This window comes from Clostridium pabulibutyricum (assembly GCF_058242705.1).
On the sequence record NZ_JBZAYZ010000002.1, the window covers coordinates 362,682 to 382,434 of the forward strand.

Consider the following 19,753-nt stretch of genomic DNA (forward strand, 5'->3'; position numbering starts at 1 on the left):
AATATTAAAGGTGCAGGCTAGTCCTGTACCTTTAATATTTCTTTTTTTGAAAAATCACATATGGCCCCTACAAGCTTTGACATACTCTCCGGTGTATCATATCCGTGAGAGGCCCCTTCTATAAGTTTTAAATACACATTTCCAGTGACCTTTTCATAAAGTTTTCTTGAATACTCTGATTTAACTGATAGATCATCTGTGCCATGAGTAATAAGCACTGCACCCTTAATATGTTTTGCGCAACTGTAAAAATCATAGTTTGACACATCATCAAGCACACTTTTTTTGACTTTAAGGCTTTCAAATATAATAGATTGGTTTCTGAATTCTCCTGAAGCCAATACATTATAAATATTTACTGCAGGACTTATAAGGATTGTGCTTTTTATAACTTTTCGTGCCTTGCTTGAAAAAGCTATTGAAACTGCTCCCCCCATGCTGTATCCAAGAACACTTATATTAGAAACGTCAATTATATTCTTGCTCCTTATAAACTTGAAAACACATTGAAGATCATCTATTTCAGAAGATATTGTTGTATCTTCGAAATTTCCACCACTTTCTCCGCTTCCCGAAAAATCAAACCTTACAGATGCAATTCCAAGACCAGACACCGCCTTCTCTATCCTTACAAACATAAAATTATGCTCTATTCTGTTTCCCATAAAACCGTGACAGTAAATTATACATGGAGGTTTTTTTCTTTTAGTTTCAGGTATATTCAATACGCCTCTTATATTAATGTTTTTGGAACTCTTAATACAAAAATTTTCTATCATAATTAATGCCTTTATTCAATGCCGGAAAGTATATTTTTTATACAGGATGTATGTATGTGTTTTTCCTTCATTGCCTGAACGGTTTTTTTGTAATCATACTGAAATTCTATAATCTGACTTGAAACTTTATCTTTAAGCACATCTACTATAATATAAGTTCCATTTGGCCTTCCTATTTTGGGTTTTCCCACACTGCCGTCATTACATAGAACCTTTTCTCCATACTTTTTTATATAAGGTATATGGGTGTGTCCGCAAAAAAGAATATCCTCATCAAGCGACTCCATAACTTCTTCTGCATTTTTCGAGTCTTCCGGAAGATATTCATTTATTTTTCTCGTGCTTCCATGGACAAATCTTATTTTTTTATTTTGGAATTCAAAAACTATATTTCGTGGAACAGTTTCAAGGTACTTCCTATTGTTGTCTTTAAGTTCCCTTACGGCCCAGGGCATACAAAATTTATTTACCTCATTGTCCCTTATATAATTAAATTTTTCTTCAAGAACAGCAGCATCATAATTTCCAAGTATGTTAATTATAGCTCTCGATCTTATAAGCTCTACCACCTGATTTGGAAAAGGTCCGTATCCTACAAGATCTCCAAGACACACTATAGTATCAATCTTTTTGTCATCTATATCTGAAAGTGCACTCTGTAGTGCTTCAAGATTACCGTGCACATCAGAAATAACTGCAATTTTCAACAGTATCATCTCCTCACATAAAATTATATTATATAAAGTGTCCATTTGACACCATGAATTATTTAAATTAGAATGTAATTTATGGAATTTATATAGGAAGGAATTATAGTTCTATGACTGAATATGAGAATAAAAATAAATGGAAAATACTATTTGTTGTTCTACTTGGTCCTCTTGTTTCCACAATAGATGCCAGTATCGTAAATGTTGCACTTCCAGATATGGCTACAAAATTGTCTGCACAAATAGATACAATACAATGGGTAGTTACAAGCTATCTTATAGTAATATCATCTCTTATTTTAATGTTTGGACGAATTGGCGATCTCATTGGAAAAGCAAAGGTGTTTCACCGAGGTTTCATAATTTTCTCATTTGGCTCACTCATGTGTTCACTGTCACATACCGTTCAATTCTTAATAGCATCAAGGATAATACAGGGAATAGGTGCATCTATGATAATGTCGTCAAACCAGGGAATAATCGCAGATACATTTCCTGCAAATGAACGCGGCAAAGCCCTTGGACTTTCGGGTTCAACCGTAGCTATAGGAACAATGCTCGGCCCTCCAATAGGAGGAGTTCTTGTTCAGTTTTTCAGCTGGCAGTCCATATTTTTAATAAATATTCCAATTGGAATAATTGCATTTGCACTTGGAATAAAATATCTTCCAAAAGATATGAACAAAGGATCTATAAAGGACCTTGACATCAAAGGATCTATTTCATTCATGATATTTGTAATATGCATCTTCTGGTCTCTATCAAGTGGTGAAAAATCTGGATGGAATAATCCTTATATAATATTTTCTTTTATAGTTTCAATAGTTTCAATAACCTTATTTTACTTTATTGAAAGAAAAGTTAAAAAACCTATGATCGAGTTCTCAATATTTAAAAACAGGTTGTTCGATATAAGCCTCCTGTGCGCATTCATATCATTTACTGTAATATTCTGCAACAATATAATATATCCTTTTTATCTTCAGTATGCAATGGGTATTTCTCCATCCAAAGCTGGAATCTTAATGGTCGTCTTTCCTATATTCGCAGGAATAGTGGCGCCTATAAGCGGTTATATCTCAGATATTACAGGCGGTGAACTTCCTACCTTCATAGGTTTAGTCACTACTGCCGTAGGCTTGGTTATACTATCATTTTTAAATATCAGCTCCGGCTATTTCAATATAATACTTGGTGTAGCAATTCTCGGTATAGGCAATGGATTATTCCAATCACCCAATAATTCTATTATAATGTCTCTTGTATCCCCCAAAAACATGGGTATAGCTGGAAGTATAAACGCGCTTGTCAGAAATATGGGAATGGTTTTTGGAACAAGCTTTTCCGTAGTTCTTCTATATAACAGAATGAGTGCCAAAATAGGATATAAAGTAACTGGCTTCATAACAAACAGGCCTGATATTTTTATATATTCAATGAAAATAGTATATTTGACTGCAGCATCATTTTGCATATTTGCCGCACTGCTTTCCATATCAAGAATATTTTCCAGTTTAAAGCCACATATATAGCTTGTCCGAAAGAGTAAGCTTGTCAGGACACCATATCCTTTTTGGACAATCAAAAATCTTATAGGGCCTACTAAACTTCTGTATAAATTTTTTAAAGTCTCCATCAAGCCATGGTGGTGTCCAACTTCCTGATCTGCATACATGAACTGTACTTATCTCAAGCTCTGGTATATTACAGCTTTTTATATAGTCTATATTGAATTTATCGTTTATATCATAAAATTCATTCTTATTTTCCATAGTATAAGGACTGTATACTATGCTTCCACTTTTTATTATATTATCCTTAAAAAGTTTTCCAAACCAATTTGCACAATTAACCTCAAATTCAAGAGACTTCAAACCTCCATATCCAAGATCTGAATGTGCATCAAAATTTATAACATTTATACATCTGTTGACTTTGGCTATTTCATAGGAAAACTTATGTGAATCAGAAACATACATTTTAAAATTTTTAACAAATTTGAATCTTCCTTTTATAATTTTAAAAAAGCTTTTGAATTCTTTTCCTGTTTTTATTGACTCTTCTATGTTCACACCTTTCCTTTTATTTTCAAAATACCTCTTGTACCATATAAACATCAAATTTTTTTTGTCCTCAACATAGGAACCACTCCACTCACTTCTCGTTGGTACAAAATAATCCCAATCTATGCTTAAAAGACTTCTCATTTAAAAACACCTCTCCACACCTAAATATATTACAACATATTTAGATGCAGAGAGGCTATTGAATACATTTTTACATAACATTAACATTTAATGTTATTTATATATTTCTTCAATTACATCTTTTAAACTGCCCAAAGATTGAAAAACAAGACTTGGTTGTACTTTGGAGTCCTTCAAATCTTCAATTTTTGTTTCACCTGTTAAAACAAGAATAGTTGTGGAATCATTATCTTTCCCAATAGCTATATCTGTATAGAGTCTATCTCCAATAAAAGCAATTTCGCTCTCTTTAAATCCAGTATATTTTAAAATATACTGCAATGCATGAGGTGATGGTTTTCCGAAACACTTTGGTTTCTTTCCAGTAGATGCAGTAATCATAGCACATATAGAACCACAATCCGGCATAAAACCATTTTCTATAGGGCAATTGAAATCTGGATTAACTTGAAGAAAATCAGCTCCATTTCTTATAAAGTCACATGCTTTTAAAACATTCGAGTAAGCAAGAGACGTATCAAATCCCACAACAACCACATCCGCGTCTTCTTCAACAAGCTCAATCCCGGCTTCTTTAAAATCACCTTTTAGATAATCATTTCCTAAAACAAATATCTTTTTACCATCCATATTTTCTTTCAGGTAATTTATAATCACTTGATTTGAAATCATCATCATATCATTCTTAGCAGGATATCCCATTTTTCTTATTTTATCTACATATATACGTGCATTTTTCGAAGAATTATTGGTAAAAAACTTAAATGATATACTCTGATTTTCAAGTTCTTCAAGAAACTCTTTGGACCCTTCCAACATGTTCTCCCCCAAATAAAATGTACCATCCAAATCCAAAACAAAACACTTTATTTTCTTTAATATAGCTTCCGAGCTTTCTTTTGAATCCACTGATCTATACGGCATGTGATATCTCCTTCTTCATACTATTTTTTATTTACCTATAATAAATATCCGCTATATTCTCAGCTGCTTCATTTAATTTTCCAAGGTCCTCGAGCAATTGAAAAATTCCATATCGCTTTCTCATGTCCTTAGCAGCAATAAAGCTTTTAACAAACAACTCCCTATCTATTCCAACATCCTTTGGATTCCACACAGCATTGCATTTTTTCAATGTGTTGATTAAGTTTTCCGGTTCAGGCACATTTGAACTCAATACAGCTTTTATCTCATCCCACTTTTTCAATATTTTTTCAGCCTGAATTCTTCTCTTGTCGGCATCAAAATTTATACTGTCTATCTTAAACTTAATAATGTTATCCGCACTTCTCGTATAAACGTCTTTTATATTTTGTATCCATTTGTCTTTATCAAGTTTAGTATACTCACCCTTCTCAAGTATTTCATTTATGTCAATATTCCTTGCATATTTATAAGCATGCGCCACAACACCTACTCCTACACCTACAGTATTGCCATGAAGCCACCTGTGTTCTTCACCACTGTTCATAAACATCATTTCATAGCAATGGGACAATTGATGTTCTCCACCTGATGCAGGCCTTGAAGCTCCAACCATTCCAATTGCAATTCCAGATAAAATAAGTGCATCAGTTATGCTTTTTATTGTTTCGGACTTTCTCTCAGACAAACCACCAGCAACCCTTTCACACTGTTTTACAGACTTCATGACAAGTTTTTCAACTTCACTGCAAAAATATTCTCCATTTAAAATTCTTGCAATGTTCCAGTCTGCAAGTGCTGTATACTTTCCAAGTATATCTCCAAGTCCCGCCTGAAGCATCTGCATAGGTGCATCTTTCATAATATCTATATCGCACACAATGGCTCTAGGGTAAATTGCATCATAAGTAATTTTTACATTGTCGCATACAAGCGGAGAAACTACTGACGCATATCCATCCATTGAAGGTGCTGTTCCGACAATTACATATGATATTCCAAGTTTATAACTTAAAAATCTTGATATATCATTTATTGTTCCAGAGCCAACGGCAACTATAAGCGATACATCTTTTGGAACCTCCATGAGAAGCCTTCCAATGGTTCTTTCATCAGGCACAAGATGTTCAGATCCAAATACATATCTATCTATCTTAAAATCCTTTTTAAGAATTTCCTCAACTTTTTTTCCTGCAACTTCAAATGTATTTTCATCTTCTACTATAAATATCTTTTTTCCCGAATAATCTCGTATAACATCGCTTAATTCCTCTATAATCCCTTTTCCAACTACTATATTGTTTATTTCAACTTCATGAGTTTTTCCACACTGACACTTATATTCAAGTCCCGTCATCTTATCAAGGCTTAAATTCTCCAAATGTTCCACATAAATCATCTCCTTGAATTTTGAGAAGTTAGCTATATTACTGTTTTTGTTTCAAAATCGGCCCAGGGCATATCCGATGCCTTGGCTCCATTGTTTATTACATTGTCAATATGCATAAGCAGTGGAAAATCATCGATTTTCACAATACCTCTCTTTGCAAGTTTTTTAACAGCACGTGCCGTACGTGTAGCAATTACTATGGATTCCAGTGTAACACCCTTTAACTTTGACATGGCCTCTTCCATTGAAAGTCCCTGTCCAAGCATAGTGCCGATTTTACGTGTACGTCCACCAAAAACAGTTACATAAAGATCTCCAGCCGAAAGTACTATGTTTTCATCCTCTGAACCTATTAACTTCAAAATTCTCTTCATTTCTTTTACCCCTTGGCCGAAAAGTCCAGCCTGTGAATTATAATGTTCTATTCCAGTACCGTCTTTTCCAACTGCCATACCTATTGACAGTGAAACACCAAGTGCATAGGCATTTTTGAGTGCAACAGCGCATTCCACTCCAAGCACATCATTGGACAAACTGATATGATAGTATGATGTTTCAAATATGCCTTTAAGCATTTCAAGCGTATCCATATTCTTTCCGCAGAATGTAACCATTGAATGGTCTTTATCTGCAAGTTCATAGCTTGTACATGGCCCTCCAACTGCATTTATCGAAAGTTTTTTACCCTTAAGCTTACTCTCGAAATACTGCGGATAACTAATCAATGTCCCATCTTCCATATCAATCATTCCCTTTGTTATGGAAAGCATTGGCGTAGTTTCAGGTATCAAAGGTAATATATTATCTGCAAACCAGTCGACTCCAAAGCTACTAACTCCACATATCACAACATCAGCTCCAGATATAGCCTTTTTTACATCTTCAATTTGATAATATTCAATTCCACTTTTATGAAGCTGGCGTTTCAATGTTTTGTGAAATCCTGTAGATTTTGCTTCGTTTATTATATCTCTGTCAAGTGGAGTCCCAACAAGCCTAACCGTATTCCCATTTTCAACTGCAGGGAATGATAATGCCGACGCCATTTGACCTGATCCAACAACTGTTACAATTTTCATAATATTACCTCCATGTATTTTATATTAATTGAAATATTTTTATTATTATCCAGTTTAAGAAATTTCCACCGAGATCCAAGCTTGAAATTGTAGAAGTTCCTTTTGGCATTGTAAAATGTGCCTGTTGTGCCATCATTGTATGGAATGGTGCTATATTAGTAGCCATCAGAAGTACAAAAGCCATAACTATAGTCCCTGATATAACAGAGTGAATTATATTTCCTCTTGCAGATCCTACTATAAATGAAACATAAAAACATATTGTTGCAAGGTCACCAAATGGAAGTACCTGATTTCCAGGCAAAATAACAGCTAAAAATATAGTTATCGGTACAAGGACAAGTGCTGTAGCCATAACTGCTGGATGTCCAACTGAAACAGCCGCATCTAAGCCTATAGTTATGTTTCTGTTTTCACCAAGATTCCTCTTTTGCAAGAAATTTTTAACCGATTCTGACAAAGGTATTAATCCCTCCATAAGTATCTTTACCATACGAGGCATAAGCATCATAACAGCACCCATTTGAATACCCATTTTGAAAATACCACCAACATCATAGCCCGCCAAAGCTCCTATTATTATTCCAAGTATCAATCCAAGCATCATCGGTTCGCCAAACACTCCAAACTTCTTCTGAATGCTTTCCGGATCAGCATGAAGTTTTGTAATTCCAGGAATTTTTGAAACCAGCTTAACTATAGGTATTCCTATAAGTCCACATGCAGCTGCAGATCCTGTTGGAAGTGAAACCCCTTCAAGACCAAAAAAGTCTTGAACCATTGGAGCCGTTTTATCAGCAATCTTAAGGACTGCTATTTCATATAGTATTGCAGCTATAATTGAAAATATCCAGTTACCGCCGGTTAAAACATATACTGTAGCACCTGCAGCTGTAAAATGCCAGTAATTCCATATATCTACATCAAGTACATCTGTAAGTTTCGTAACAAGCATTCCCAAATTAACAAGCATGGCAATTGGTATCATAATAGCCGCTATCGGTGATGCCCATGCTATTGCAGCCGCTGCCGGCCATCCTACATCTATAATATTTAAATGCAATCCAAAATTTGCTACCATTTTCTGAGCTGCTTCTCCAAGTCCGCCTGACCCTGTAAGTAATCCAATTACTAAATTTATTCCAACAAATCCAATACCTATAGTTATTCCTGATTTAAACGCCTTTTTTATACCCTGCCCAAATATTAATCCTATTATAGTAAGTATTATAGGCAACATAACCGTAGGTCCCAAGTTTATAATATATTTCACTGCCGATAATAACATATTTTTCCCCCTTTTCTATAAAAAATAAAACTCTACAATATTGTTTGTTATATGTGCTATAATTAGTTTGTTTAATAATATTTTTGCATAAGTTATCGAATGTTTTTAGGAAGATAACTTATGTGTTTTTTATTCTTTCAATATATCTATAATCTCTTTGTCAATCTTTTCTGTATTTATATTTGTAAGATAATTCATTGCCTTTATCACAGGCATTTTATACTTTCTTGGAACTATGGTTGTAGTTACAAGTACAGTCGCCTCTTCTTCATATCCCGGTACTTCGGATATTTTACATTGAATAATTCTGGCATTCAATGAATTGTCCTGAATCAATTTTTGAACTTTCTCGCAAACCACGGTAGAAGTAGCTATTCCTGTACCACAAGCAACAATAACAAGCTTTTGTTTTAAATTAGACATGATCATTACCCCTTTTGAAATTATTTTTAATATCAGCCAATATTAATTTTGGTATTTGCCAAAGTATCATATATGGCATCTGTACTATTTTGTTCAAAAACTTCTTCCAGCAAGCTCTGATTTTGAATCAAATACATTAATTGTTGAAGCATTACTACCTGACTGTGAGGTTTATCGAGAGCCATTGTAAATATAATTTTTGCAGATACTTTTCCATCACCATCCATACATCTAAATTCAACTGGCCTCTTTAGCGTTATTACCGAAATTGCCGGGCTCAGCACATGAATTGAATCAGTGTGAGGGATGGCCACATTATACTTACCTATTCTAAGGCCGGTAGGAAATGTTTCCTCTCTCTTTATTAAGCCATCCAAGAAAGACTTTTTCACAAATCCATGAGAATAAAGCAATTTGAAAGAAGCCTTAAAGATATCCTCTCGGCTATCTGCATCCAGTTTGTTTATTATTAACTCTTTTTTTAAATAATCATTGATTTTTTCACTCATAACTATCCTCCTCTCAAAATTTATTTCTCGCATTATAAATTAAGCAACTAACATGCCAATGTTGGATATTGCCTGAAATGCCTGTATTTAATACGTTTACATAGAAAATCTCACTATATAATTACCCTGTAAATTTAATTTATTGTGATATTTTCTGTTAATTATCATATTATAGTTTTCAATATTTCCTGTACTATTATTTTGTTATCATTCATACCACTTATTTTTTCTATAAGCAGTGTATTTTTTATAGTATTATAAAGTCTCAAAAACAATTTCTTATGAGTCGATGTAATCGCAAGTATAAAAACAACTTTGACATTGTTGTTTTCATCCCATTTTACCGAATTTTTAATTACTGCCACTCCAATTGCAGGTTTAATTATATTTTTATCATAACTTCCATGGGGTATAGCCACTTCATCTCCTATATACGAAGTTCCAAGATCCTCCCTGTCCAGTAAATTTTCATAAAATTCGTGCTTAACAAAACCCTGCTTTTCCATAAGTCTTGCCATTATGTTTATAATCTCCTCCTTGGAGCCCATTGAATAAAATGTCCTTACAATATTTTCATGAAACAAACTTTTCAAATCAATACTCAAATTAGAAATACTCTCATGGTTTTTGATAGAATTAATCAAAGTCTCAATCTTTTTTCCATCCAAGAGTTCATCAAGTGATATAAACGGTATCTCAGAAATTTCAGGATTTACTGTTCCTACAATTGCTATAACATCTTTCTTCAAAGTCACACTTTTTATCTTATCGAACATACTTCCTTCCTGAACAAGTCCTATATTAATTATCTCTACATTTTTACACTTTATTTTATCCAATTGATCCAATAAAATTTGCTTTATTTTTAAGGCTGTGCCAATTCCTGTAACACATGTTGTTATTATAACTTTCTCTTTTAACATTGTTTCTGATAAATTCTCATCTCTAACACTTCGTGGAAGAGTTATCTCGAGGTCAATTACAGACCTGAAAACTGAATCCAGGGTTGCAGTACTTTGAACAGATTTTCTAAGTGCCTCCAATACCATAACAGTATCAACCCTTGAAACTATTCTTGTAGGTATACCAAGTTCCTTCGTTATAAGATCCCCGAAAGTCACAAGTGATCCCATATCAACCAACATTAATATTCCTTTGCCCATATTCACCTTTTTAGCTGCTTCTTTGACATCTTTATAAACAATTTCTGGTTTTTCATCAAGAGGCATACTTATGGCAACTCCATGTTCCACACCTATTAGAGATTGTGACACCTCAAGCATGGCCTTTGACACTTCACCATGAGTAACTATTATTATGCCAACTCTTCTATCACTTATATTAGTTTTGTCATTATAAAATTTATTCAAATATAATGCTATAAAACCTGCCTCATCTTCTGGAAACTTAACTTTTAATTTCATACTCATTATATTTATTATTTTAAGTGCTATTTTAAACTCTCTACTGTAATCCTCTTTTATACTTTTCAATTTAGGATTTACAATTTCTTTTCCATTTCTAATTCTTTCTATTGCCGAGCTTATATGAAGACATAGTACATTGTAAATTGAAAAATCAAAATTTCCAACATCAGAAATCAGCATTTTCTTTATATCATTCACTATATCTATAATTTCCTTTCCAACTATATCTTCAAGCAGTTGTCTAGACATACCTGCATATCTACTTACTATATCATTCGCATATTTTCCAACTCTTTCTTCAAGCTCCAATGAAAGTATTTCTTTAATTTTGGAAATATCCTTTTTATCTTTTTTTAATTCATCTATTCTTTTTTCAAGGAAATCATATATATTATGACTAATTACACTACTTCCATCCTCTTCAATTCTATCTTTTTGGGAATCTACCCTCATATCGCCAATACTCGACATATTGAAATGCAATGATCTCTCATATACATAAGTTATCTGTTCTTTTAAATAAGAGGAAAGATATTGTACTGAAATATAAATTTCATTTTTACTATTGGATATAAAATCTAAGAATGCCTTTGCACATATAACTTGTATATCTGATTTTAGCTGTCCAATATTCCCCGGACACTTGTAAAATAAAAGCGTTCTGAGCACTTCACCAGATATCGTAAAATTTTTATCTATTCTCTGTGATTCAAGCTTGAAAAACTTACCTATCAGCTGCATTCTTTCAATTACAGGTCTGTCTTTCAAATCCGGAATTTCTATAAGTACAGGAATTCTTCTTCTAAAAGTATTAAGCAAATTTGACTCTATATTTTCCGTAGTAGCACTTATTATCATTATGTCTACCTTTCTTGTTATGTCAGTTTCACCCAATCTGTTAAATTCACCTTTATCAATTATCCTAAAAAGTATTTCCTGACCTTTAGGTGGGAGTCTATGTATTTCATCCAAAAACAACATTCCATTGTTAGCTTTTTCTATAAGCCCAGCTTTGTCATGATCCGCCCCTGTAAAACTGCCCTTCTTGTATCCAAACAGTTGTGACACAAGAAGTTGAGGATTATCGCCATAATCAGCACAATTGAAAATTACAAAAGGTACATCCTTTTTCCTAGTTTTTCTTGCAAATACGTTCATCTGCTCTGCCAATTGGCTTTTACCAACTCCTGTACTTCCAACTATCAAAGTATTTAATCCATTTTTAGGATACATAACAGCAGCTTCCGCAAGTTTTATAACATGATTCAAGCTTCCATTGTTTCCAATAATATTACTAAAGCAATTGTTGTTTTTTTCACAATTTTTCTCTTTATGTTCTTTAAAATTATGTTCATTATTTTTCATATTCTCAATATATTCCCTGTATTTATTAAGTCCAAATGTTGATATCTTAAAGCCCTCTTTATTCAGTTCAACACACAATTTTCTATAAGAAATATTTTTATCTTTTAACAGCAATTTATTTATAGCACTTAATAAAACCTTTTCTCTCCTTTCCAGATAACTTGGTATATTATTTTGCTGCCTCAATTCGTTAACTTTCTCTCTCGTAATTTTCAGTATCTTAGAAATTTGCTCATCTGTAAATGGATTCTTTTTATCTTCATTTTGTATTGTAGCTATAAGTTCACTAATCATATAAAAACGCCTCCAATTATTGGTTTTTAGCTATATTTTTCATAGAACTGTACTTTCTTACTTATTTCTAACTCAATAGTATTTTCTTGTCAAGTAAGCAGTCAAATAATATTTTACAACACAAAAACAAATGCCAACTTCAAAAGTTGGCATTTATTTTGTGTATAGGGAAACTTGCTGTTTATTAATTATATCTTGATACAATTTTATTTTATATCATGAATGTGACAAGACTGTGTCAATTTAAAAAGTTTATTTTGGCAAAATAAACTTTTTAATATATTTTTAATATATCGTGAAGGAAAATTTAAACTAATGTAGAATTTTATATTATATAGAATTAAATATATTTTGGGGAGGCCATAAAATGAAATTTTTAAGGAAAATGTTTGTAAAAAATTCAATGAAAGTATTAGGCTCTGCAGCTTTGTTTTTATCTGCCCTGGTTATAGTTCCAACATCAACTTTCGCAAGTTATCAGCCAAAGTGTCCTGACGAACTCTTAAAGTAACATTCTAGTTCTATAAGGATTATAACCTCATATATATAATCCTTGTAGAATTATACATAAAGGAGACATTTAATGGACACTGTAAGAGAATTATTATTAGACGGCATTGAAGCTTTAATTTTATTGACACTTTTTGAGGCTTTATATAACAATAAAAAATTTATAATTCAACACAAAATTAAGTCAATTTTATTTTGTATATTATTTGTACTTGGAACATATTTCAGTACTCTTTATATGAATGACGTTTATCATTCTTTATTTATTTCAATCTTTGATATTATATTGTTATCTTGTATTACAAAAATAAAATTATCTACTTCATCAATTGTATTTTTATCTTTTTCAATAATAATTTGTATTACAGAATATTTAGCTCAAATTATAGAAATTTTTATATTTAATATAAATTTAAGTCAAATTATATCAATACCTAAATATTTATATGTTTTTCTAATGTCAGTAAAAGTATTACAAATACTTATTACATATATAATTTTTAAGTATAGCGATTATTTCATAAAGTTCAAGTTATTCCAACGTGAAGGTACAATCTTTTCTAATTTAATAATTCAAGTAGGTATCTTTAGTATATTTGTATTCAGTGTAAACTTTGGAATGTTTAGTATAAAAAATTTAAAAGTCTACAATATAATTGTATTTACAATTTATTTTATATTTTTAGGATTCGAATTTAGAGAATTAAAAGAGTATAAACGAATTGTGAAAATTGAAGCAAACTATAAAATCCAGGAAAATCAGATTAAAAACATGAATGAAATAATCAAAATAATACGCCAGGAAAAACACGACTTTGCAAACCACATAAATGTTATCTGGGGATTATGCCTTTTAAACAAGCCAAATACTATAGAAAGAATAAATGAATACGTAGCTGGAATTTCAGATACAGTACATTCTTCTTTTAAATATATAAGCACAGGCAACGATTACTTAGACGGGCTATTATCTATAAAAAACAATTATGCTGAAAAAAACAATGTAAAATTTGATGTATTCATTGAAGAACCTTTCAGTTCATTGAAAATAAAGGAAAATCAGCTCATAAGCATTGTAAGCAATTTAATAGACAACGCTTTCGAGGCTTTTCAGTCAAAGGCAGCTATGGAAAACAAAAAAATTTCAATATGCACTTTTATAGAAGCAAATAAATTTTATATAGAGGTCTCGGATAATGGCGACATGATTCCAGATACTCTTCGTGATAAGATTTTTCATCCTGGTTTTTCAACAAAATCTTCTGAATCAAGTGACCACGGTTTTGGACTTCATATTATAAAACAACTTGTAGAACAAAACAACGGAAAAATACAACTTGAAAGTACTCTTGAAAATACAACATTTTCAATTCAATTTGAAATGGGGGTAGAACATAATGAACAACTTAATAAACTCTCTAGTTGAAAAAATTTCCATATCAAATCCTGAGTTTTCAGACTTAGAACTTAAAAAAATGACCTATGGAATGGAATGTTTTTTTGATGAAATTACAAAATTTGTTCCCTATTTTATAATATTTTGGATGCTTTCTTTACATAAATATTTCTTAATATCCATACTCTTTTTTTGTCCTATAAGATTATTCTCTGGAGGCTATCACGCAAAAACCTACTGGGGATGTTTTTTTATTAGCTTTATAATTTTTGCATCAATAATTCTATTTGGAAAATACATTATATTGAACAGCATATCTAAAATTTTACTGCTTGGTATTTCATTAATCTTAATTTGGATATTCTCCCCTGTAGATAATGTAAACAAACGAATAAAAAGCTCTCAAAGAAGACTAATGCTCAATCGAGTTTCTGTAGTAATAACTATTTGTTTATGTATATTATGCTATATTATTCCCAATGAATTTACTGCAACTGCTGTAATATCAATCTTCAGTGCCTCTGTAATGATGATAATAGGCAAATTTATATAATTGATAAAAATATTCCATGGACTTTTTTAGTATATATGGAATATTTTTATCAAATTTTATTTGAAATTTTTACTTCTATATTATATAATGTAAAAGTTAGTAAAAATTGATAAGGATGTAATGTAAATGAATATTTTATTGGAAAAGAAGAGAAAAAAACTAAACTTAATGCTATTATCTGACAAGTACAGCAGTGAAGAAATACTGAAAGTAAGCCAAGAATTGGACAAGTTAATTGTATGTCACTACAAATTGCTACAAAAAAGCCAGGCTGTAAGTTAGCTTTTTACAATTTTAAAAAATTGACACTATAAAATTTCATAAAACAGAGGAGAATGTCTATGAATTTCTTTCTTGATATAACTATGGATGCTATTGAAGCTTTGCTTCTCTTTGGAATTTTTGAAGCATTATACGATAAAAAAAAATTTATAATTCGGCATAAAATAAAATCTGCCGTATTTTTTATATTGTTTATACTTATCACTAACTGGAGTACTTTTCATATTTCAAAAATATATCACTCATTTTTTTCATCTATATTTATAACTTTGTTGCTATGCTATATTACTAAAATAAGATTATTTGATGCTTTTACTATCTTTTGTGTTTTTATAGTAATACTTGGAGTCACAGAATACCTTGTTCAAACTTTAGGAATATTCATATTCAATATAAATGTTGCTAAACTATACACAGCAAATAAATATTTTTATATGTTTATATTATTTTCCAAAGTACTGCAGATTATTTCAGTAATATTGTTATTCAAATATAATCTCTATTTCAAAAAACTTAAATTATTTGAGCACGAAGGAACCATATTTTCAAATATTATAGTTCAGGGCGGAATATTTTCTCTATTCATAATCAGCATAAATTCTGGTTTCTTAAATATAAGAAATACAAAATTATACAATATATTTATATTTGCAGTATACTTTATATTTTTAATAGCAGAATTCAAGGAACTGAAGAAGTACAAAAAAGTTGTAATTATAGAATCAAACTATAAAGTCAAGAAACAACAAATTAAAAATATGAATGAAATAATAAAAATAATACGTCAGGAAAAGCTCGACTTTGTAACTCATATAGATTCTATTCATAAATTATGTTCATTAAACAAACCTGACGCTTCTAAGAAAATAAAAGAATATGTATCCGGAATTTCAGATACAATCCACTCTTCATTTAAATTTTTCAATACCGGAAATGATTATATAGATGGTTTATTATCCATAAAAAACAATTACGCAGTTAAAAATAATATAGACTTCAGAGTAATTATAGAAGAACCCTTCAGCTCCATAAATATAAAAGAAAACGAGCTTATAAGCATTATAAGCAATCTAGTGGACAATGCTTTTGAGGCATTTCAAACTAAATCTAATATTCAGGACAAACAAATTTCAATTGATACATATATAGAAGAAACCAACTTTTTCATAGAAGTAACTGATAATGGAGACATGGTTCCAGAAAATATACAAAATAAAATTTTTGATAGAGGTTTTTCTACAAAACTTAAAAAATCAAGCGATCATGGATTTGGATTATACATAACTAAAAAACTTGTGGAACAAAACAATGGTAAAATATTATTGAACACCAATCCTGACTATACAACATTCTTGATTCAATTCAATATAAGATAGTACAAATCTATGTTTTCATATTTTCTTAATTTTAAAATTAAAATATTGACTTCTAATTAATTTGATAATATAATTTTAGTGAACAAAAATATATTTTTAGAACAATTGTAAATATATTTTTATTTATTAAAGGAGAAAATATATTATGAAAAAAATTATCGGTGAAACAAATTTAATGATAAAATGTTGTAAACTATATTATGAAGAATCACTAACTCAAAATAAAATCAGCGATATATTATGTATTTCGCGGCCTACTGTGTCAAGATTACTGGATCAGGGAAGAAAATCTGGTATTGTAAAAATTGAAGTAGTAAATTCTATCGAAAACAACTACGGAAATTTAGAAAGAAATATTGAAAAAAAATTTAATCTCAGAGAAGTGCTTATAGTTGACGATGATACAGATGAAAATATTGAAAAAAAATACATTGGAAAATCATGTGCTGATTATTTGGAACGCATAGTAAAATCAAACAATAAAATTGGCGTTTCAATGGGAACAACTATAGGTAACATTGCAAGATACATAAATCCAAATCCAAAGCTTAATTTAACCTTCCTACCCCTTGTAGGAGGTGTAGGTCAAACTCAAATTGAAATTCATCCAAATCAAATTGTAATGGACCTTTCAAGGGCATTTAAAGGAAACTTCAAGTTACTGCATGCACCTGCTGTGGTATCCAAACCAGATATTCGAAATGATTTTCTAAAAGAAAAAAGTATAAATGATATACTTGAAATGATAAAAAATGTAGATATAGCAATCGTTGGCATAGGTTCTCCCGTAGTAGAAAAATCAACAATGATGAGCAGCGGTTATTTCGACTTAAATGATTTAAAAATTTTTAAAAAAGAAGGCGCTGTTGGTGATATATGTCTGCAATTCTACAATATCAATGGAGACTTCAAAGGTTTCAAATTTAATGACCGCGTTATAGGAACAAATTTAGATAATATAAAAAATATAAAAACAGTAATCGGTCTAGCTAACGGCAAAGAAAAAATAGACGCTATTGCCGGAGCTTTACACGGTGGATTAATCAACGTTTTAATAACTAATTACAGCAATGCTAAAACAATTTATGAAAAATACTAGGGGGAATACCATGATAAAACTCTTATTTGTTATATTTATATTAGTAGCCCTGCAAAGTTTATTAAGTGTTTTTCAAATTATAAACTATAAAAACACTTTAAAAAAGTTTAAGGGCAGAGGCATCATAGGTGTAGGAATTCAAAAAGGTAAAATAAACCCGGGACAAATCGTAATACTTGTTAGCAGTAAGTCAGGAGAAATAATCACAGGAGAACAAATGAAGGGACTCACGATTTTTGCACGATTCAAATCCATGGAAAAAATCCAAGGTAAAAATATATTTAAACTAAAAGAAGAGATTTCAAGGAATGAACCTATTGATAAACAAAATGTCGCTCTACTTGCAGCAATTAATAATATAGAAAAATCCATATCTGACAATTAAACTAAAACCTCAATAACGCCTCCTTTTGGAGGCATTATTTTTACTTTACATTATTGTTTTTTACTATAAACCTGTTTCTCAGCTTGTTAGAACATTTTATCCTGAAGTTTCCTTAATTGCAGAAGTAATGAGTCTTCATTCAATTCAACTATGTCATATGTTATAATACTTCCTTTTTTAATATCTTGTTTAAGTATGGTATCCTTTCCTATCAGTCCAACTGGAAGTGCATTTATTTTCTCAGCTTCCTTTGCCAATTCAATTGTTCCATAAACTGTATACCCACCTATTCCATCTAACTTCTGTCCGGCTTTAAGATCTTTTTTTGCAACCGTTATTACTTCCGACACCAATCCATTTAAAGGCGCTATCGTCGACTGATGATCCAGTACAGCCTTAGCAGCTGACAACGGCGTTTCCAAGCTGCATAAATGATAAGGTCTATAAAGTACATAATTAGGACCCTTTCCCATGCTTAAATATTCCATCTCTCTTCTAACTTCCGGCAGTTTACTAGTTACAATCAAAAATACTCCTGGTGCTATTCCATTTACATATTCAACTACTCCATACTTTTCTAAAATTCCTCCATCTTTCTTTAATGACAGCTTCTGTGGTAATTCCTTTACCTTAGCTGCTATGCCATGTGCTCCTCTGATATCAGGAACAAGTCCAGTCGAATTTGACATAAGAGCCATCTCAACCATTGTTTTACTTCCTTCTTTAAATGCCGCAAGCATGTGAGGGCTAACTCCCCTTCTTGTTGCTTCCTCTCTTACTGTATCTGGATTGCAATCCAAATCAACCTTGTTGTTTTTTCCCTTTCCCATAACTCTAACTTCAAATCCCGCTGCTATTGCAAAATCATACAACTCTTTTACTGCCCCCGGTTCATCTCCTGCGGCACCAGTATATACTACTCCAGCATTATCAGCCAATTTCTTAAGTATCGGTGAAATTACACAATCTGCCTCGGCATTTAACATAACTATGTGCTTTTTATTAGTTATTGTATCCAGCGCAATTTTAGCACCAACTTCAGTTACTCCCGTAGCATCTATTACTGCTTGTACAACCTTGGACTTAGTAGCAAAATCACTGTTAGTTGATATAACGTACTTTCCTTGTTTTACCCACTCATCCGCTTCTTCCTGTGTCTCTGCATACAATATGTCACTCTTTTCTATACCTGCAGAAATAAGTGCTTGCTTTGCATTCTCTATTTTAATATCAACTACTACAGAAGGCTTTATTCCCTTCATGAGAATCATCTGGCTGACCATTGCCTTTCCCATCTGACCTGTTCCTATAACACCAATACAAATAAATTCCCCTTCGTTTTCTAATTCAGCTAATTTGTAATTCAACCCCAACATATCATTACCTCCATATTATTTTTTATTTTTACATTTGTTCAATATATTTGTTTTTGTTCAAAGAGATTATATTTCCTTTTTTTCAATAAGTCAATAGCATTTCCCATGTATATACGGTTTTTATGAACGAAAGATGATAATGTCTTAGTATACCAAAGTTGATTATGTCCCAAAAAGCAAATTTATAATATAATAAACCTCATGACAAAGAAATGAGGTGGACATGATTAGAAAGGTATATTTAAAAATGAATGAAGAATTAAAATATAAAGTTATTAAGAAGTTAATAGATAGTAATGGTAACAAGCAGAGAGCTGCAATTGAGTTAGGCTGCACTGTTAGACATATAAACAGAATGATTAAGGGATATAAGGAAAAAGG

General features: G+C 31.4%; 19 protein-coding genes. 8 read left to right on the top strand and 11 right to left on the bottom strand.

Going from position 1 to position 19,753, the window contains the following annotated elements; translation table 11 throughout:
- Positions 1-17: 17 nt before the first annotated feature.
- Together AC4CVH_RS05065 and AC4CVH_RS05070 are read right to left on the bottom strand one after the other, a co-directional pair.
- Positions 18-779, bottom strand: coding sequence for an alpha/beta hydrolase (locus AC4CVH_RS05065; RefSeq protein WP_490786647.1), 762 nt, complete (start codon positions 777-779; stop codon positions 18-20).
- A gap of 11 nt (positions 780-790) precedes the next feature.
- Positions 791-1,486 (bottom strand): metallophosphoesterase family protein, encoded by a 696-nt coding sequence (locus AC4CVH_RS05070; RefSeq protein WP_490786648.1) that lies wholly within the window; start codon positions 1,484-1,486, stop codon positions 791-793.
- A gap of 113 nt (positions 1,487-1,599) precedes the next feature.
- Between AC4CVH_RS05070 and AC4CVH_RS05075 the strand changes: the two genes are divergently transcribed.
- On the top strand, positions 1,600-3,021 hold the full coding sequence (locus tag AC4CVH_RS05075) for an MFS transporter (RefSeq protein ID WP_490786649.1): 1,422 nt from the start codon (positions 1,600-1,602) through the stop codon (positions 3,019-3,021).
- Here AC4CVH_RS05075 and AC4CVH_RS05080 read toward each other — a convergent pair.
- The 8 genes from AC4CVH_RS05080 to AC4CVH_RS05115 form a co-directional block, all read right to left on the bottom strand.
- Positions 3,004-3,696, bottom strand: coding sequence for an arginase (locus tag AC4CVH_RS05080; protein ID WP_490786650.1), 693 nt, complete (start codon positions 3,694-3,696; stop codon positions 3,004-3,006). The two genes, AC4CVH_RS05075 and AC4CVH_RS05080, sit on opposite strands and share 18 nt — an antisense overlap.
- Positions 3,697-3,789: 93 nt before the next feature.
- Positions 3,790-4,620 (bottom strand): HAD-IIA family hydrolase, encoded by an 831-nt coding sequence (locus AC4CVH_RS05085; RefSeq protein ID WP_490786651.1) that lies wholly within the window; start codon positions 4,618-4,620, stop codon positions 3,790-3,792.
- 31 nt (positions 4,621-4,651) lie between these two features.
- The gene (locus AC4CVH_RS05090) at positions 4,652-6,010 is read right to left on the bottom strand and encodes a sn-glycerol-1-phosphate dehydrogenase (RefSeq protein ID WP_490786652.1); all 1,359 of its coding nucleotides are present in this window, start codon (positions 6,008-6,010) and stop codon (positions 4,652-4,654) included.
- A gap of 32 nt (positions 6,011-6,042) precedes the next feature.
- Positions 6,043-7,089, bottom strand: a complete 1,047-nt coding sequence (locus tag AC4CVH_RS05095; protein WP_490786653.1) for a glycerol-3-phosphate dehydrogenase — start codon at positions 7,087-7,089, stop codon at positions 6,043-6,045.
- A 19-nt stretch (positions 7,090-7,108) separates the two neighbouring features.
- Positions 7,109-8,377, bottom strand: a complete 1,269-nt coding sequence (locus AC4CVH_RS05100) for a PTS galactitol transporter subunit IIC (RefSeq protein ID WP_490786654.1) — start codon at positions 8,375-8,377, stop codon at positions 7,109-7,111.
- A gap of 129 nt (positions 8,378-8,506) precedes the next feature.
- Positions 8,507-8,800: a PTS sugar transporter subunit IIB gene (locus tag AC4CVH_RS05105; RefSeq protein ID WP_490786655.1), complete on the bottom strand. Its 294-nt coding sequence runs from the start codon at positions 8,798-8,800 to the stop codon at positions 8,507-8,509.
- A 32-nt stretch (positions 8,801-8,832) separates the two neighbouring features.
- Complete coding sequence (locus AC4CVH_RS05110; protein ID WP_490786656.1) at positions 8,833-9,309, bottom strand: PTS sugar transporter subunit IIA; 477 nt, start codon at positions 9,307-9,309, stop codon at positions 8,833-8,835.
- A gap of 164 nt (positions 9,310-9,473) precedes the next feature.
- Entirely contained in the window at positions 9,474-12,395 is a 2,922-nt protein-coding gene (locus AC4CVH_RS05115; RefSeq protein WP_490786657.1) for a sigma 54-interacting transcriptional regulator, read from the bottom strand.
- A 367-nt stretch (positions 12,396-12,762) separates the two neighbouring features.
- Here AC4CVH_RS05115 and AC4CVH_RS05120 point away from each other — a divergent pair, with 367 nt between their 5' ends.
- The 7 genes from AC4CVH_RS05120 to AC4CVH_RS05150 all read left to right on the top strand — a co-directional run bounded on the left by AC4CVH_RS05120 (position 12,763) and on the right by AC4CVH_RS05150 (position 17,996).
- Positions 12,763-12,906 (top strand): cyclic lactone autoinducer peptide, encoded by a 144-nt coding sequence (locus tag AC4CVH_RS05120; RefSeq protein ID WP_490786658.1) that lies wholly within the window; start codon positions 12,763-12,765, stop codon positions 12,904-12,906.
- A 723-nt stretch (positions 12,907-13,629) separates the two neighbouring features.
- The gene (locus tag AC4CVH_RS05125) at positions 13,630-14,331 is read left to right on the top strand and encodes a sensor histidine kinase (protein WP_490786659.1); all 702 of its coding nucleotides are present in this window, start codon (positions 13,630-13,632) and stop codon (positions 14,329-14,331) included.
- The gene (locus tag AC4CVH_RS05130) at positions 14,303-14,854 is read left to right on the top strand and encodes an accessory gene regulator B family protein (RefSeq protein WP_490786660.1); all 552 of its coding nucleotides are present in this window, start codon (positions 14,303-14,305) and stop codon (positions 14,852-14,854) included. Before AC4CVH_RS05125 ends, AC4CVH_RS05130 begins: the two co-directional genes overlap by 29 nt.
- A 126-nt stretch (positions 14,855-14,980) precedes the next feature.
- Positions 14,981-15,136 (top strand): aspartyl-phosphate phosphatase Spo0E family protein, encoded by a 156-nt coding sequence (locus AC4CVH_RS05135; protein WP_490786661.1) that lies wholly within the window; start codon positions 14,981-14,983, stop codon positions 15,134-15,136.
- 59 nt (positions 15,137-15,195) lie between these two features.
- Positions 15,196-16,512, top strand: coding sequence for a sensor histidine kinase (locus tag AC4CVH_RS05140; RefSeq protein WP_490786662.1), 1,317 nt, complete (start codon positions 15,196-15,198; stop codon positions 16,510-16,512).
- 145 nt (positions 16,513-16,657) lie between these two features.
- A complete protein-coding gene (locus AC4CVH_RS05145; protein WP_490786663.1) occupies positions 16,658-17,611 on the top strand; it encodes a sugar-binding transcriptional regulator in 954 nt (317 codons plus the stop codon).
- 10 nt (positions 17,612-17,621) lie between these two features.
- Positions 17,622-17,996 carry a transcriptional regulator GutM gene (locus AC4CVH_RS05150; protein ID WP_490786664.1) on the top strand — a complete coding sequence of 125 codons (375 nt, stop codon included), beginning with the start codon at positions 17,622-17,624 and terminating at the stop codon, positions 17,994-17,996.
- 86 nt (positions 17,997-18,082) lie between these two features.
- Here AC4CVH_RS05150 and AC4CVH_RS05155 read toward each other — a convergent pair whose 3' ends face one another.
- Positions 18,083-19,372, bottom strand: a complete 1,290-nt coding sequence (locus AC4CVH_RS05155) for an NAD(P)H-dependent oxidoreductase (RefSeq protein ID WP_490786665.1) — start codon at positions 19,370-19,372, stop codon at positions 18,083-18,085.
- Positions 19,373-19,753: the final 381 nt, after the last annotated feature.

Coding starts and splice junctions, on each gene's coding strand:
- AC4CVH_RS05065 (WP_490786647.1), bottom strand. CDS start 779: ATGATAGAAAATTTTTGTATTAAGAGTTCCAAAAACATTAATATAAGA.
- AC4CVH_RS05075 (WP_490786649.1), top strand. CDS start 1,600: ATGACTGAATATGAGAATAAAAATAAATGGAAAATACTATTTGTTGTT.
- AC4CVH_RS05080 (WP_490786650.1), bottom strand. CDS start 3,696: ATGAGAAGTCTTTTAAGCATAGATTGGGATTATTTTGTACCAACGAGA.
- AC4CVH_RS05085 (WP_490786651.1), bottom strand. CDS start 4,620: ATGCCGTATAGATCAGTGGATTCAAAAGAAAGCTCGGAAGCTATATTA.
- AC4CVH_RS05095 (WP_490786653.1), bottom strand. CDS start 7,089: ATGAAAATTGTAACAGTTGTTGGATCAGGTCAAATGGCGTCGGCATTA.
- AC4CVH_RS05100 (WP_490786654.1), bottom strand. CDS start 8,377: ATGTTATTATCGGCAGTGAAATATATTATAAACTTGGGACCTACGGTT.
- AC4CVH_RS05105 (WP_490786655.1), bottom strand. CDS start 8,800: ATGTCTAATTTAAAACAAAAGCTTGTTATTGTTGCTTGTGGTACAGGA.
- AC4CVH_RS05110 (WP_490786656.1), bottom strand. CDS start 9,309: ATGAGTGAAAAAATCAATGATTATTTAAAAAAAGAGTTAATAATAAAC.
- AC4CVH_RS05115 (WP_490786657.1), bottom strand. CDS start 12,395: ATGATTAGTGAACTTATAGCTACAATACAAAATGAAGATAAAAAGAAT.
- AC4CVH_RS05120 (WP_490786658.1), top strand. CDS start 12,763: ATGAAATTTTTAAGGAAAATGTTTGTAAAAAATTCAATGAAAGTATTA.
- AC4CVH_RS05130 (WP_490786660.1), top strand. CDS start 14,303: ATGAACAACTTAATAAACTCTCTAGTTGAAAAAATTTCCATATCAAAT.
- AC4CVH_RS05135 (WP_490786661.1), top strand. CDS start 14,981: ATGAATATTTTATTGGAAAAGAAGAGAAAAAAACTAAACTTAATGCTA.
- AC4CVH_RS05140 (WP_490786662.1), top strand. CDS start 15,196: ATGAATTTCTTTCTTGATATAACTATGGATGCTATTGAAGCTTTGCTT.
- AC4CVH_RS05145 (WP_490786663.1), top strand. CDS start 16,658: ATGAAAAAAATTATCGGTGAAACAAATTTAATGATAAAATGTTGTAAA.
- AC4CVH_RS05150 (WP_490786664.1), top strand. CDS start 17,622: ATGATAAAACTCTTATTTGTTATATTTATATTAGTAGCCCTGCAAAGT.
- AC4CVH_RS05155 (WP_490786665.1), bottom strand. CDS start 19,372: ATGTTGGGGTTGAATTACAAATTAGCTGAATTAGAAAACGAAGGGGAA.